We start from the raw sequence: 15,251 nt of genomic DNA, 5'->3' as shown, positions 1-15,251 counted from the left end.
GTCAGCGCGCGCGGTTGAGCGTCTGCAGCGCGGCGCGCAGCAGCTGCGGCACGGGGGCCTGCCCGCCCTCGGCCAGGGCCGCCTCGGCCTGCGGGGCGACAGCGGTGACCGCTTCGTCGGCCTCGCGGGTGGCGTAGCCGAGACCGATCAGGGCGGCCTGCAGCTGATCGCGCCAGGAGGAGGTGACGGCGGTGCCGATGCCCTGTCGGCCGATGTGGGCGCCTACGGGCTCGCCGAGTCTGTCCTTCAGTTCGAGGAGGAGTTTCTGCGCGCCCTTCTTGCCGATGCCGGAGACGGCGGTGAGCGCCTTCTCGTCCCCGCCGGCGACCGCAATCCGCAGGGCGTCCGGACTGTGCGTGGCGAGCATCGCCTGGGCGAGCCGCGGTCCGACTCCGCTCGCGGTCTGGAGCAGCTCGAAGACCTGCCGCTCGTCGTCGTCGGCGAAGCCGTAGAGGGTGAGCGAGTCCTCCCGTACGACGAGGGAGGTGGCCAGCCTGGCCTCTTTGCCGATCCGGAGGTCGGCGAGGGTGTTCGGCGTGCACTGGACGGCCATGCCGATGCCGCCGACCTCGATCACGGCCGTGGTCGGGGCGAGTGCGGCCACGGGGCCGCTGACGAAGGCGATCATCGAGGGACCTTCCGGACGGGAACTGTAGGTGTACGGGGAACGCGCGCGGTACGGGCTGCGGCGGCGGCAGCCGCGTGTGCCTGCTGGAGGCGGTTGACGGCGGGGGCGCGCCAGATGTGGCAGATGGCGAGCGCGAGGGCGTCGGCCGCGTCGGCGGGTTTCGGCGGGGCGTCGAGCCGCAGCAGCCGGGTGACCATGGCTCCGATCTGTGCCTTGTCGGCACGACCGCTGCCGGTGACGGCCGCCTTGACCTCGCTGGGGGTGTGCAGGGCGACCGGTATGCCACGCCGGGATGCGCAGAGCATGGCGACCGCACTGGCCTGGGCGGTGCCCATCACCGTACGGACGTTGTGCTGGCTGAACACCCGCTCCACGGCGACGAATTCGGGCCGGTGCTCGTCGAGCCATTCCTCGATGCCGCGCTCGATGGCCACCAGCCGGTGGCCGAGCTCCGCATCGGCCGCGGTGCGCACGACTCCGACGCCGAGCATCGTCAGGGGCCGGCCGGCGACGCCTTCGACGACGCCGACACCGCACCGCGTCAGCCCCGGGTCGACGCCGAGTACCCGCATGGGAGGCCCCTCCGTACCGATCGGTCAACTGTTCCCGCAGGCTATCGGCTCGCACTGACAATGCGACGGGCCGACGGGGTGTGTCCCCGTCGGCCCGTCCGTGAAGGCTGTGCTGAGCGTGGCTCAGGCGTCGACCTTCTCCATGACCTCGTCCGAGACATCGAAGTTGGCGAAGACGTTCTGCACGTCGTCGCTGTCCTCCAGCGCGTCGATCAGCTTGAAGATCTTGCGCGCGCCCTCCTCGTCCAGCTCGACCTGCATGGTGGGCAGGAAGTTGGCCTCGGCGGAGTCGTAGTCGATGCCGGCCTGCTGGAGCGCGGTACGGACCGCGACCATGTCGGTGGCCTCGCTGACGACCTCGTAGGTGTCACCGAGGTCGTTGACCTCCTCGGCGCCCGCGTCGAGCACGGCACCCAGGACGTCGTCCTCGGTCAGCTCGCCCTTGGGGACGATGACGACACCCTTGCGGTTGAAGAGGTACGAGACCGAACCGGGGTCGGCCATCGAACCACCGTTGCGGGTCATCGCGACACGCACGTCGGATGCGGCACGGTTGCGGTTGTCGGTGAGGCACTCGATGAGCACCGCGACACCGTTCGGGCCGTAGCCCTCGTACATGATCGTCTGATAGTCGACGCCGCCCGCTTCGAGACCGCCACCGCGCTTGACCGCGGAGTCGATGTTCTTGTTCGGTACGGAGCTCTTCTTCGCCTTCTGGATCGCGTCCACGAGGGTCGGGTTTCCCTCGGGGTCCACACCGCCGGTGCGGGCCGCGACCTCGATGTTCTTGATCAGCTTCGCGAAGAGCTTGCCGCGCTTGGCATCAATCACGGCCTTCTTGTGCTTCGTCGTAGCCCATTTAGAGTGGCCGGACATCTGCCTTCTCCTTCGCGTCACCAAATTCGATCCGAACCCGAGAGATCCTACCGGGATCGAGTCAGCCGACTGCGCGCACCATGTCCACGAACAACGCGTGAACCCTGTGGTCCCCGGTCAGTTCCGGGTGGAATGACGTCGCCAGGGCGTTTCCCTGACGTACGGCGACGATGTGACCACCGTGCTCCGCCACCACCTTGGCCTGCGCGCCGACCGATTCCACCCACGGGGCGCGGATGAAAACGCCCTCGACCGGGCCGCCCTCGATACCGGCGACCTCGACGGCCGCCTCGAAGGACTCGTTCTGCCGCCCGAAGGCGTTGCGGCGCACGATCATGTCGATCCCGCCGACCGTCTCCTGGCCCGAGCGCGGGTCGAGGATCTTGTCGGCGAGCAGGATCATTCCGGCGCAGGTGCCGTAGACCGGCATCCCGTCCCGTACCCGCTCGCGCAGCGGTTCCAGCATGCCGAACAGGGAAGCCAGCTTGGACATCGTGGTGGACTCGCCACCGGGAATGACCAGGCCGTCGACCTCGGCGAGTTCCTCGGGACGCCGGACCGGCCTGGCCAGGGCATCCGCCGAGGCCAGGGCGATCAGGTGTTCCCGTACGTCGCCCTGGAGAGCCAGGACTCCGATCACAGGGGTGTCGCTCATCAGTGATTACCAGCCACGGTTGGCGTAGCGCTCGGCCTCGGGCAGGGTGTCGCAGTTGATGCCGACCATGGCCTCGCCCAGGTTCCGGGAGGCGTCCGCGATGATCTTCGGGTCGTCATAGAAGGTGGTGGCCTTCACGATGGCGGCGGCGCGCTTGGCCGGGTCGCCGGACTTGAAGATGCCGGAGCCCACGAAGACGCCCTCGGCGCCGAGCTGGCGCATCAGCGCGGCGTCGGCGGGGGTGGCGACGCCGCCCGCGGAGAACAGCACGACGGGCAGCTTGCCGAGCTCGGCGACCTCCTTGACCAGCTCGTACGGGGCGCGGAGCTCCTTCGCGGCGGCGTACAGCTCGTTGTTGTCGTAGCCGCGCAGCCGGGCGATCTCGTTCTTGATCTGGCGCAGGTGACGGACCGCCTCGACGACGTTTCCGGTGCCGGCCTCGCCCTTCGAACGGATCATGGCCGCGCCCTCGGCGATGCGGCGCAGGGCCTCACCGAGGTTGGTGGCGCCACAGACGAACGGGGTGGTGAAGGCGAACTTGTCGCTGTGGTTGACCTCGTCGGCCGGGGTGAGGACCTCGGACTCGTCGATGTAGTCGACACCGAGAGACTGCAGGACCTGAGCCTCGACGAAGTGTCCGATGCGGGACTTCGCCATCACCGGGATGGAAACGGCCTCGATGATCTCTTCGATCATGTTCGGGTCCGACATCCGGGCCACGCCGCCGTCCTTGCGGATGTCGGCCGGCACCCGCTCCAGGGCCATGACGGCCACGGCGCCCGCATCCTCGGCGATCTTCGCCTGCTCGGCATTGACGACGTCCATGATCACGCCGCCCTTGAGCTGCTCGGCCATGCCGCGCTTGACGCGAGCGGTGCCGGTGGCCGGGGAGTCGGCGGACTGCGGGATGGTGGGAAGCGTGGACACGGATCGACCTCACTCGGAGAAAAAGTTACTGAAAGCGCTGATTGGTGCAGTGCTGAGCAAACTCTCCGGAACCAGTCCACAGCAAGGGCCAATGGAAGGCCTGTGGATCGTTTTGCACGCGTACGAAACGGGCTGTGATCCCGGTCATGTACGAGCTCGGCCGCCTGGTCAGCTGACGGGGCGGTCCGCCAGGGCGACAGGCGGTTCGTCGTCCATCTCGAAGGCGAGCGGGAACGGGGCGTGCCCTGCCAGCCGGAACCACCGCACCGTACGGTGCCGGCGCAGCGCACGCGCCGCGCGCACCGCGTCGTTGTGGAACCGCCGGGCCATCGGGACACGACGCACGGCCGCGGCGAGTTCGAACGCCGCCTCCTCGCCGCCGGGGATCTCCTTCACGGACTCCACCTGCGCCGTCTCACCGAACACCGCCCGCAGCGCGGTGCTCAGCTCGCTCTCCGCGACCTCGCGGTTCTCCTCCTCCGCCTGACGGGCGGCGTGCGCGGCCTCGTACAGCACGATGGACGCGGCCGGGTCGAGGACACCCGATGTCGCCAGTTCCTGGGTGACCGAGGCGCGGCGCAGGAGCTGCGCGTCGAGGGCGGCGCGGGCGGCGTCGATGCGCGTGTGCAGCCGGTCCAGCCGCCCGGCGGTCCAGCTGAGGTACATACCGATCGCGACGATCGCGACGGCGATCCAGATGAGGGTTTCGATCACGGGCGGCAAGGCTACCGTCGGGGCGCAGGCGGTGTGGCCGTCCGGTCCTGGGTGCGGAAGCGGGGGCGGGGCTGGCGGGCTGCCCTCAATCGCCGGACGGGCTTGATTGAACTGCTGCGCGCCTCGCTCTGCGGGCTCGACGCGAAACGCAGATCGCCCGGCGTGCTCGAACCGGCGCCCCTGGGGCCTGTCCGGCGGATCTTCGCGGATCAGCCCGCGGCGTCTGGTGCGGTGCATCGCAAGGCGAAGGATCGTCCTCGTACTGGACGTACTTGGACGACTCCGACAACGCAGCGAGGTGCCGTGCCCGGCGTCGCGGGCCCGCGAAGATCCGCCGGACAGGTCCTGGTCCAGTTAGCTAGTCCCGTGCCAGTCCGAAGCGTGCGCGCAGGCCCGTGCGTTCGTCGGCCGCCACCGACGCCGCACCGTCCGTCACCGTCTCGTACACCGCGAGGATGTCCGCTCCGACCGTCGACCAGTCGAAGCGCCGCACGTGCGCGGTTCCCCGTTCGCGCAGCTCCGTGCGCCGCTCCGGGTCGCCGAGCAGCCGGATCGCCGCCGACGCCAGCGCGTCCGCGTCCTCGTTGGCGAAGAGTTCGCCTGCCGCGCCCAGGTCCAGGACCTGCGCGAACGCGTCCAGACCGCTGGCCAGGACCGGCGCACCGGCCGACATCGCCTCGACCAGGATGATCCCGAAGCTCTCGCCGCCCGTATTGGGCGCGACGTACACATCGACGCTGCGCAGCAGCCGCGCCTTGTCCTCGTCGCTCACCATGCCGAGGAATTCGACGCGCTCGCGCATCTCCTCGGGCAGCGAGGCGACGGCCTCCTCCTCGTCGCCGCGGCCCGCCACCAGCAGCCTGGTGTCCGGACGTGCGGCAAGGATCGCGGGCAGCGCCCTCATCAGGACGGGCAGGCCCTTGCGTGGCTCGTCGATACGCCCGATGAAGCCGATCGTGCCGCCCTGCCACTCGGCCCTGGGCTCGGCCGCGGCGAAGAAGCCGACATCGACCCCGTTGGGGATGACGACCGCGTCGCCGCCCAGGTGCTCGACCAGGGTCCGGCGTGCGTACTCGCTCACCGCGATGCGCGCGCTGATCTTCTCCAGCGCGGGCTGCAGGATCGGGTACGCGGCGATCATGGCCCGGGAGCGCGGGTTGGAGGTGTGGAACGTGGCGACGATCGGCCCCTGCGCCGCCCAGCAGGCGAGCAGCCCCAGCGACGGCGAGGTCGGCTCATGGATGTGGATCACGTCGAAGGTGCCGTCGTGCAGCCAGCGGCGCACCCGGGCGGCCGAGAGGAAGCCGAAGTTCAGCCGGGCCACGGAGCCGTTGTACGGGACGGGCACGGCCCGGCCCGCCGAGACCACGTACGGCGGCAGCGGTGTCTCGTCGTCGGCGGGTGCCAGCACCGACACCTGATGTCCCAGACGGATCAGGTGTTCGGCCAGGTCCCGGATGTGGAACTGCACACCGCCCGGTACGTCCCAGGAGTACGGGCAGACGATGCCGATCTTCACGGCCGGTCCTCCCGGTTCTCCAGGTCGGCCAGCCAGAGCCGTTGCAGCATGTGCCAGTCCTCCGGATGCTCGGCGATTCCGACGGCGAAGGCATCGGCCAGCGCCTGTGTCATCGAGGACGTTTTCTCCGTACGACTGCCTGACTCGGGCACCTCGACCGGCGGATGGATACGCGCCTTCATCACGGGCGTGTCGGCGTACGAGAGTGTCACCGGCAGCAACAGCGCCCCGGTCTGCTGGGCCAGTAGCGCCGGCCCAGCGGGCATGCGTGCGGTGTCGCCGAAGAATTTCACCTCGACGCCGGACGCCGACAGATCACGGTCGGCGACCAGGCAGACCAGGCCGCCCGCGCGCAGCCGGCGCGCCAGGATACCGAAGGCGGCGCCGCCGCTGTGCGGCAGGACCTCCATGCCGAGCCCCTCGCGGTAGGCCACGAACCGGTCGTACAGCGTCTCGGGCTTGAGCCGCTCGGCGACCGTGGTGAAGGGCACCTTGAGATCGGTGGTGACCCAGGCTCCGGCCAGGTCCCAGTTCCCCAGGTGCGGCAGGGCGAGGATGACACCGCGGCCGGTTGCCAGCCCGTCGGTCAGCCGGTGCGCGTCCGTCACGTCTATGGACGCCTTGATCCGCGCCGGACTCCAGGTGGGCAGCCGGAACGACTCCATCCAGTAGCGCATGTACGAGCGCATCCCGGCCTTGGAGAGCGCGGCGAGCCGGGCCGGGGAAGCCCCGGGCACGACCCGTGCCAGATTCGACTCCAGCCGCAGCACGCTCTTGCCCCGCCGCTTCCACACCTGGTCGGCGATGGTGCGGAAGAGGGCCCGGGCGACCGGTTCGGGGAGCTTCTTGACGGCGGTCCAGCCGAGCCCGTACAGCCCGTCGGTCAGCCGGTCCCTCAGGCCGGACTGCGTGTCACCCGGTGCGCCGCTCACCGTGCGGCCCCGCTCCCCCGGCCCGCAGCAGCGGCCTCGGCCGCGTCGGCCTCCGCGGCCTCGCGGCGCACCGTCACGACCCGCTGCACGAGAGTCACCAGGCTGCCCACGGCGACGATCCACAGTGCGATCGGCAGCAGGATCTGGATACCCGGAACACCGAACTTGTGGAGACCGGCCAATCCGGCCGCGACCAGCGAGATGACCAGCCGCTCGGCGCGCTCCACAAGACCGTTGACCGCGACCGGCAGCCCGATCGACTCACCGCGCGCCTTCGTGTACGAGACCACCTGGCCGCTCGCCAGGCAGAAGATCGCGACCGCGCACATCACGTTGTCGTCGCCGTTGCCCGCGTACCAGAGCGCGAACCCTCCGAAGATCGCCCCGTCGGCGACCCGGTCCAGGGTCGAGTCCAGGAACGCGCCCCAGCGGCTGGAGATACCGGCCTGCCGGGCCATATTGCCGTCGACGAGGTCCGAGAAGACGAAGACCGTGATGACGATCGTGCCCCAGAAGAACTCCCCCATCGGGAAGAAGACCAGCGCACCTGCCATCACCCCGGCCGTACCGATCAGAGTGACCGCGTCAGGGCTCACGCCGAGACGGAGCAACAGTGCGGCGAACGGCGTGAGGACACGCGTAAAAAATGCACGCGCGTACTTGTTCAGCATGGCCTTCCCGAGGGTCGGTGGGCCGAGCGGCCCCTACGGCCACCGGCTGGCCCATCGTAGTCACGCCCGCCGGACTCCACCGTCCGGGCATCCGGCATCGCGCCGCGGTGCACGACGTATGGACGCAACCTGACCTGAGTGGAAAGCTCGAATTACCGCGGGCGTCGCCGTAGCCGCCGCGGCGGCTCCCCCGTGCCCGTGCACCTTCTCCCCACACCGCGCCGGCTTATCTTCCCGCTCCGCGCCACTATCTGGGAGGCACGCATCATGGGCGACAAGGCACACGCACACACCGGGGCCGCCGGCAGGGCAGCGACGGCCGACCAGCCCTCATCCATACGGAACGTGGTGCTGGTCGGCCACAGCGGCTCCGGCAAGACCACCCTCGTCGAGGCCCTCGCACTGACCGCGGGCGCGGTCAACCGGGCCGGCCGGGTCGAGGACGGCGCCACGGTCTCCGACTACGACGAGATCGAACACCGCCAGCAACGCTCCGTACAGCTCTCGCTCGTCCCCGTCGAATGGGGCGGGTACAAGATCAATCTGCTGGACACTCCCGGATACGCCGATTTCGTCGGGGAACTCAGGGCCGGTCTGCGGGCAGCGGACGCGGCCCTGTTCATTGTGTCCGCGGCTCAGGAGGCCGACGCCGTGGCGGGCGCCACCCGTCCCGTGTGGGAGGAGTGCGCCGCCGTCGGCATGCCGCGCGCCATAGTCGTCACGCACCTCGACACGGCGCGCACCTCGTTCGACGAGATGACCCGGATCTGCGGCAAGATCTTCGGCGGCGACGACCCCGACGCCGTACTCCCGCTCTACCTGCCGGTGCACGGCCCAGAAGGCCCGGACGGGCACGCTCCGCTCACCGGGCTCACCGGACTCCTCACCCAGCGGATCTTCGACTACTCCTCGGGCGACCGGCAGGAGAACCCGCCCGCCGACGCCCAGCAGACCACGCTCCAGAAGGCCCGAAGCCGGCTCATCGAGGGGATCATCGCCGAGAGCGAGGACGAGACCCTGATGGACCGCTACCTCGGCGGTGCCGACATCGACATCAAGACACTCATCGACGACCTGGAGCGCGCTGTGGCCCGAGGCGCCTTCCACCCCGTCCTCACTGCGGCCCCCGCCGCCGAAGGCGCCCGCCAGGGCATCGGCACCGTCGAACTCCTGGACCTGATCACCGGCGGCTTCCCCACACCGCTGGAGCGCCCGCTCCCCGAAGTCACCCCCCTCCATGGGGCCCCGCGACCGGTCCTGACCTGCGACCCGCACGGCCCGCTCGTTGCCGAGGTCGTCAAGACGGCCTCCGACCCGTACGTCGGCCGGGTCTCGCTCGTACGCGTCTTCTCCGGCACCCTTCGCCCCGACGAAACCGTCCACGTCTTCGGCCACGGCCTCAGCGACCCCTGCCACGAGACACGTCCCTTCCACGAGGCGGAGGTACGCGTCGGCGCACTCTCCTCCCCCTTCGGCAAACAACAGCGCCCCCTCACCACCTGCATCGCCGGAGATCTGGCCTGCGTCGCCAAACTGGGCAGCGCCGAGACCGGGGACACCCTCTCCGCCAAGGACCAGCCGCTGCTGATGGACCCCTGGACCACACCGGACCCACTGCTGCCGCTCGCCATCGAGGCGCACAGCAAGGCGGACGAGGACAAGCTCTCCCAGGGGCTCTCCCGGCTGGTCGCCGAGGACCCGACCATGCGCCTCGAACAGAACCAGGACACGCACCAGGTGGTCCTGTGGTGCCTCGGTGAGGCCCATCAGGATGTGGCGCTGGACCGCCTGCGCAGCCGCTACGGCGTCCAGGTCGACGCCGTACCGCACAAGGTGTCGCTGCGCGAGACCTTCGCCGGCCCGTCGACCGGGCGCGGCAGGCATGTGAAACAGTCCGGCGGCCACGGCCAGTACGCCATCTGCGAGATCGACGTGGAGCCGCTGCCACCGGGGTCGGGCATCGAATTCGTCGACAAGGTGGTCGGCGGAGCGGTACCGCGCCAGTTCATCCCGTCCGTCGAGAAGGGCGTGCGCGCCCAGGCCGCCCGAGGAGTCGCGGCCGGACATCCGCTCGTCGACGTACGCATCACCCTGCGGGACGGGAAGTCCCACTCGGTGGACTCCTCCGACGCCGCGTTCCAGACCGCGGGCGCGCTGGCCCTGCGCGAAGCCGCCGCGGACACCCGTATCCAGCTGCTCGAACCCGTCGCCGAGATCCAGGTCCTGGTCCCCGACGACTACGTCGGCCCGGTGATGAGCGATCTGTCCGGGCGGCGCGGCAGGGTGATCGGTACCGAGCAGGCCGGCCCCGGACGCACCCTCGTCAGGGCCGAGGTCCCGGAGCTGGAGATCGGCCGGTACGCGATCGACCTGCGCTCCCTGTCCCATGGCGCCGGTCGCTTCGACCGGGCGTACGCCCGGCACGAAGCCATGCCCCCACAGCTCGCGGAACGCATCCGCGAGCAGCTGGAGAACAACCCGAATGACGCGTAATCGACTGTGTCGCCCGCCCTTGTCCACAGAGGCGGGCGGCGTATTGATCCGGACGATACGCTGTGGTCCCAGCTCAGAAGGTGTGCCGGGCACAACAGTTGGGAAACAGCCGCAGGAGCAGATCCTTGGCGGCGAGTGGGGGCGACAGTGGCCAACGACGGATTCGATTTCTCTCCCGGAGCGCAGATCCCGCTCCAGGGCGCAGGCTCACAGGCGGTGGCGACGAACGCCCTCGCCTCCGCCGCGTACCGCGACAGCCCGGTGGAGAAGATCCTTGAAGCCAACAGCGAGTGGCACAAGTCCGAAGTGAAGGCGGGCCGTTCCAAGCTCTTCAAGTCCGACTACTTCAAGCCCGACCTCGGCGAGGCATTCTCCCGCGCCGTCCAGGAACGCATGCTGGGCGGCGCCCGGAAGGCCCTCATCCAGTCCTTCGGAACCGACCCGCAGACCGTCGTCGAGCACTGCCTGTCCGCGACCCGCCTGCGCAGAGCACGCGACACCAAACTGACCGCCGTCACCGCCCTGTTCGGCTTTCTCTTCCTGCCCGGGATGCTCCTGTGGGTCATCGCCTTCCGACTGCGCGACTCGCTCGGCAACACCAAGGACAAGGCCCTCGCCGCCCTGGGCAACGCCCTGCTCCCGGTCATCGGCATCGTGGCCCTGTTCTTCCTGATCAAGCTGCCGCTCACCGGATTCCCCGCACTCTACGTACGGGCGATGATCGTCGCTCCCGTCATCGGCTGGCTCATCGCCAAACGGATCGCCGAGTCCTCCGCCAAGGACATGCGCGCCCGCTGGGAAGGACTGCTCTCCGGCGGCGGCGTCATCGCCAAAATCCCCGAGGCCGTACCCAAGAACCCGAACGAGACCTCCCGCGAGGCACTCCGCCAGGGCCTGGAGAAACTCTCCGCCGAGCAGCAGTCCAACTCGGTCTTCTACGCGGGCCCCAAGGGAATCCTCGGCATGGGAACCCGCTGGGGCAGCTGGCAGCTCGCCGAACAACTCGTCTCCAAGGAACCCGGCAAGGAATTCCACCAGTTCCGCAGCTGGGACCTGATACGGGTCATCCACGACCAGCTCAAGGTGCTGGAACGCGGCCCGCTGAACACCGGAGGGTTCCCCACCCCGTCGGTCACCCACTGGATCGTGTCGCCCGTCGGCGAGAACGCCGACTCGGTCTCCAGGCCCGACGGCGAGGACGTCGCCACCTTCCAGGTCAAGCCGCACGAAATACAGCGGATCTGCAACCACCAGCAGTTCGGCGGCGGCGACCGGCACTATCTGGGCGTCCAGTTCACCCTCTGGGACGGCCAGTTGGTCATCACGATGATGATCACGGTCACGGTGCTCTACGAAACCCTGCGCATCGAAGTCACCGGACACGCACTCGGCCCGGTCCACTCGCTCTTCACCAGCAAGCCGGCGGCCAAGACCAAGACGGTAAACAAGACCGTCCGCTTCTGGGAGACCCGCGACATCACCCTCGCACTGGTCGAACCCCGCGAAGTCGTCCGCCTCGCCCTGCGTGCCCCCTTCACCTGGTACCCGCCGCTCCTCGACTACCTGGGTGGCAAGATCGCCCTGCCCGAGCCGTTCGGCCTGCGCCACGCCTGGGCCGAGAAGCCATGGCGCCACCGCTTCATGGCCGACGACGCGATGCGCGCCGCCACCCCCGTCCTGCGCGCCGTGCACAGTGCCGCCCTGCGCGTCCTGGAGGAGAACGGCGTCGATACCGAACGCTTCGACAACCGCTCGATGATACTGAGCGGACTGGTGCAGGACCCGACCCCGCGCAAGGCCGACCTGTACGACGCATAGACATGCGCAGGGCGCCCCGGCAAAGCAGAAACCGGGGCGCCCGCCCAGAGGCAACAGCTCGGATCAGGCCGCCGGCCAGGCGTCGGCAAGCATCTTGCGCGTATCGGCGAGCAATTGCGGCAGCACCTTCGTATGCCCGACCACCGGCATGAAGTTGGTGTCACCACCCCAGCGCGGCACCAGATGCTGATGCAGATGGGCCGCGATACCGGCCCCCGCCACCGAGCCCTGGTTCATACCGATATTGAACCCGTGGGCCCCCGACGCCGCCCGCAGAGCCGCCATCGCCCGCTTGGTGAAATCGGCCAGCTCCATGGTCTCCGGACCGTCCAGCTCCGTGTAGTCGGCGACATGCCGGTACGGCACCACCATCAGATGCCCGCCGTTGTACGGATACAGATTCAGCACGGCGTACACCTTCTCGCCGCGCGCGACGACGAGTCCGTCCTCGTCCGATTTCGCCGGGATCGCACAGAACGGACAGCCATCGCCGGCCTCCGGACCGGACGGCTTGTTCTCGCCCTGGATATACGCCATCCGGTGGGGCGTCCACAGGCGCTGGAACGCGTCGGGCGTCCCCACTCCGATCTGCTGCTCCGGCTCACTCGTCATGCCGATCAGCATATTGCTTCGCTCCTGGGCAGCGTGTCGCCGGGGCCGCACCGGTCGGCGCACGGCGATGCTGAGGCGATGACCGACCAGCCCGCGGACTCCACCCCTCTTCGTTTCAGGCGCTGGGAGCAGCGCACAGAAGTGCCGCTCTTCGGCGCCTCGCTGCTCTTCCTGCTCGGTTACGCGGTCCGCGTCCTCGCCCCCCACGACGCCGAGCCCTGGCGCAGCCTCGCCCTCGCCCTGGTCGGCGCCACCTGGCTGGTCTTCGCCGTGGACTACGTCGTACGGCTCCGTCTCAGCGGCCTCGGTCACCGCTTCATCCGCGTGCACTGGCTGGACGCCGTCGTCCTGCTGCTTCCCCTGCTGCGGCCACTGAGCCTGATCCGGGTCTACGCCGCGGTCCAGCAGCGCAGGGAGCAGCCACGGCTGAGCCTGCACGCCCGCGTGATCACGTATGCCGGTGCGACCGCCCTGCTGCTCGGCTTCTCCGCCGCGCTCGCCGTCTACCACCAGGAACACACGGCGAAGGGGGCTTCGATCCGTACCTTCGGCGACGCGGTGTGGTGGGCGTGCGAGACGCTCACGACGGTGGGGTACGGGGATACGGTGCCGGTCACGGCAGGAGGCCGGGTCGTGGCGTCGGGCCTGATGGCCTGCGGGCTGGCGCTGCTGGGGGCGGTGACGGGTTCGTTCTCGTCGTGGCTGTTGCAGGTGTTCACACGGGAGGACGAGAAGAGGCCCCCGGAGGGCACGTAGCTCTCCGGGGGCCTCTCACTCCGTACCTGTCAGACCTGGACGCGGTCCTCGACGGCCTTCTGGATCTTGGCGATGGCGTCCTCGACGGGGATACCGTTCTCCTGCGATCCGTCGCGGTAGCGGAAGGAGACGGCGCCGTTGGCCATGTCCTCATCGCCCGCGATGATCATGAAGGGCACCTTGGCCTTCTGCTGGTTCCGGATCTTCTTCTGCATCCGGTCGGACGAGGCATCCACCTCGACCCGCAGGCCCTTCTTCCGGGCCTTGGCCGCGAACTCCTGGAGGTACGGGATGTGCGCGTCACCGATCGGGATGCCGACCGCCTGGACGGGAGCCAGCCACACCGGGAACGCACCCGCGTAGTGCTCGAGGAGCACCGCGAAGAAGCGCTCGATGGAACCGAACAGGGCACGGTGGATCATGACCGGGCGCTGCTTGGTGCCGTCGGGGCCGGTGTACTCCAGGTCGAAGCGCTCCGGCAGGTTGAAGTCGAGCTGCACGGTCGACATCTGCCAGGTGCGGCCGATGGCGTCCTTGCACTGCACCGAGATCTTCGGGCCGTAGAACGCGGCGCCGCCCGGGTCCGGGACCAGGGGCAGCCCCTGCTTCTCGGCGACCTGTCGCAGCGTCTCGGTGGCCTCTTCCCAGACCTCGTCCGAGCCGACGAACTTCTCCGGGTCCTTGGTGGAGAGCTCCAGGTAGAAGTCGGTCAGACCGTAGTCGCGGAGCAGGTTCAGGACGAAGGTGAGCGTCCGGTCGAGCTCCTCCGCCATCTGCTCCTTGGTGCAGTAGATGTGCGCGTCGTCCTGCGTGAAGCCGCGCGAGCGGGTCAGGCCGTGCACGACGCCGGACTTCTCGTACCGGTACACCGTGCCGAACTCGAAGAGGCGCAGCGGCAGTTCACGGTAGGAACGCCCACGCGCATCGAAGATCAGGTTGTGCATCGGGCAGTTCATCGGCTTGAGGTAGTAGTCCACCCCGTCGTCGAGCTGCATGGGCGGGTACATGCCTTCGGCGTACCAGTCCAGGTGACCGGACTTCTCGAAGAGCTTGCCCTTGGTGGCGTGCGGCGAGTAGACGAACTCGTAGCCCTCCTCCTCGTGCCGCTTGCGCGAGTAGTCCTCCATGGCCCGGCGGATGATGCCGCCCTTGGGGTGGAAGACGGCGAGGCCGGGGCCGATCTCGTCGGGGAAGGAGAAGAGGTCCAGCTCGTTGCCGAGCTTGCGGTGGTCGCGCTTGGCGGCCTCCTCCAGGAACTCCAGGTGCGCCTTGAGCTCGTCCTTGGTGGGCCAGGCGGTGCCGTAGATGCGCTGCAGCATGGGGTTCTTCTCGCTGCCCCGCCAGTACGCCGCGGCGTTCCGCATCAGCTTGAACGCCGGGATGTTCCGGGTGGTGGGCAGGTGCGGACCACGGCAGAGGTCCTTCCAGCACAGGTTGCCGGTCTTCGGGTCGAGGTTGTCGTAGATGGTCAGCTCGCCGCCGCCCACCTCGACATCCGCGCCGTCGCCGGCGTTCTCGACGGAGTCGGAGCCCTTGATGCCGATGAGCTCCAGCTTGTACGGCTCGCCGGCCAGCTCCTCGCGGGCTGCCTCGTCCGTCACGACCCGGCGGGAGAACTTCTGCCCCCGCTTCTGGATCTCCTGCATCTTCTTCTCGATGGCCTTGAGGTCCTCGGGAGTGAACGGCTTCTCGACATCGAAGTCGTAGTAGAAACCGTCCTTGACCGGCGGACCGATGCCCAGCTTGGCCTCGGGGAAGAGCTCCTGCACGGCCTGCGCCATGACGTGCGCGGTGGAGTGCCGGAGGATGTTGAGGCCGTCCTCGGAGGAGATCTCGACGGGCTCGACGACCTCGCCGTCGGCGACGACATACGCGAGGTCCTTCAGCTCACCGGCGACCCGGGCGGCGACAACGGTGCGCTCGCCGGGGAAAAGCTCGGCTGCCGTAGTGCCCGTCGTCACCACGCGCTCTTCCCGCTCGGAATCGCGTTGGATGATCACACGGACGTCTGACACCGGTCTCTCCTGACTCAGGGGGTACGCACGCATTCGTGGTGCGCGTGCGATACGAATCGTACC

14 protein-coding genes are annotated in these 15,251 nt (G+C 69.0%); 3 read left to right on the top strand and 11 right to left on the bottom strand.

The annotated features are described in order from the left end of the window. Position 1: 1 nt before the first annotated feature. The 9 genes from ruvA to pgsA all read right to left on the bottom strand — a co-directional run bounded on the left by ruvA (position 2) and on the right by pgsA (position 7,494). Positions 2–628 (bottom strand): Holliday junction branch migration protein RuvA, encoded by a 627-nt coding sequence (ruvA, locus tag OG953_RS34890; protein ID WP_405689217.1) that lies wholly within the window; start codon positions 626–628, stop codon positions 2–4. Further along, the gene (gene ruvC / locus OG953_RS34885; protein WP_405689215.1) at positions 625–1,200 is read right to left on the bottom strand and encodes a crossover junction endodeoxyribonuclease RuvC; all 576 of its coding nucleotides are present in this window, start codon (positions 1,198–1,200) and stop codon (positions 625–627) included. Before ruvC ends, ruvA begins: the two co-directional genes overlap by 4 nt. A gap of 123 nt (positions 1,201–1,323) precedes the next feature. Then, the gene (locus tag OG953_RS34880) at positions 1,324–2,076 is read right to left on the bottom strand and encodes a YebC/PmpR family DNA-binding transcriptional regulator (protein ID WP_327276260.1); all 753 of its coding nucleotides are present in this window, start codon (positions 2,074–2,076) and stop codon (positions 1,324–1,326) included. Between the two features lie 61 nt (positions 2,077–2,137). Beyond that, positions 2,138–2,731 (bottom strand): pyridoxal 5'-phosphate synthase glutaminase subunit PdxT, encoded by a 594-nt coding sequence (gene pdxT / locus OG953_RS34875; RefSeq protein WP_266363102.1) that lies wholly within the window; start codon positions 2,729–2,731, stop codon positions 2,138–2,140. Positions 2,732–2,737: 6 nt separating this feature from the next. Further along, positions 2,738–3,658: a pyridoxal 5'-phosphate synthase lyase subunit PdxS gene (gene pdxS / locus OG953_RS34870; protein WP_405689214.1), complete on the bottom strand. Its 921-nt coding sequence runs from the start codon at positions 3,656–3,658 to the stop codon at positions 2,738–2,740. A gap of 168 nt (positions 3,659–3,826) precedes the next feature. After that, positions 3,827–4,324: a hypothetical protein gene (locus tag OG953_RS34865; protein WP_176740353.1), complete on the bottom strand. Its 498-nt coding sequence runs from the start codon at positions 4,322–4,324 to the stop codon at positions 3,827–3,829. 406 nt (positions 4,325–4,730) lie between these two features. After that, on the bottom strand, positions 4,731–5,891 hold the full coding sequence (locus OG953_RS34860; RefSeq protein ID WP_405689213.1) for a glycosyltransferase family 4 protein: 1,161 nt from the start codon (positions 5,889–5,891) through the stop codon (positions 4,731–4,733). Then, positions 5,888–6,823, bottom strand: coding sequence for a phosphatidylinositol mannoside acyltransferase (locus OG953_RS34855; RefSeq protein ID WP_405689212.1), 936 nt, complete (start codon positions 6,821–6,823; stop codon positions 5,888–5,890). Before OG953_RS34855 ends, OG953_RS34860 begins: the two co-directional genes overlap by 4 nt. Next, a complete protein-coding gene (pgsA, locus tag OG953_RS34850; protein WP_405689211.1) occupies positions 6,820–7,494 on the bottom strand; it encodes a phosphatidylinositol phosphate synthase in 675 nt (224 codons plus the stop codon). The genes OG953_RS34855 and pgsA overlap by 4 nt, the downstream gene beginning before the upstream one ends. Positions 7,495–7,761: 267 nt before the next feature. Here pgsA and OG953_RS34845 point away from each other — a divergent pair, with 267 nt between their 5' ends. Next, the gene (locus tag OG953_RS34845) at positions 7,762–9,987 is read left to right on the top strand and encodes an elongation factor G-like protein EF-G2 (RefSeq protein ID WP_405689210.1); all 2,226 of its coding nucleotides are present in this window, start codon (positions 7,762–7,764) and stop codon (positions 9,985–9,987) included. A 147-nt stretch (positions 9,988–10,134) separates the two neighbouring features. Further along, positions 10,135–11,805, top strand: a complete 1,671-nt coding sequence (locus tag OG953_RS34840) for a hypothetical protein (RefSeq protein WP_405689209.1) — start codon at positions 10,135–10,137, stop codon at positions 11,803–11,805. Between the two features lie 63 nt (positions 11,806–11,868). Here the strand turns inward: OG953_RS34840 and OG953_RS34835 are convergent, their stop codons facing one another. Next, positions 11,869–12,429 (bottom strand): HIT family protein, encoded by a 561-nt coding sequence (locus tag OG953_RS34835; RefSeq protein WP_405689208.1) that lies wholly within the window; start codon positions 12,427–12,429, stop codon positions 11,869–11,871. A gap of 66 nt (positions 12,430–12,495) precedes the next feature. Between OG953_RS34835 and OG953_RS34830 the strand changes: the two genes are divergently transcribed. After that, entirely contained in the window at positions 12,496–13,173 is a 678-nt protein-coding gene (locus tag OG953_RS34830) for a potassium channel family protein (RefSeq protein ID WP_405689207.1), read from the top strand. A gap of 29 nt (positions 13,174–13,202) precedes the next feature. On the opposite strand, the gene thrS is transcribed toward OG953_RS34830, so the two are convergent. Further along, positions 13,203–15,188, bottom strand: a complete 1,986-nt coding sequence (gene thrS / locus OG953_RS34825; protein WP_405689206.1) for a threonine--tRNA ligase — start codon at positions 15,186–15,188, stop codon at positions 13,203–13,205. Positions 15,189–15,251: the final 63 nt, after the last annotated feature.

Source organism: Streptomyces sp. NBC_00057, from assembly GCF_045041165.1.
Classification (GTDB): domain Bacteria; phylum Actinomycetota; class Actinomycetes; order Streptomycetales; family Streptomycetaceae; genus Streptomyces.
The sequence above is the reverse complement of the archived record's forward strand: the minus strand, read 5'-3'. Positions and strand labels throughout refer to the sequence as shown.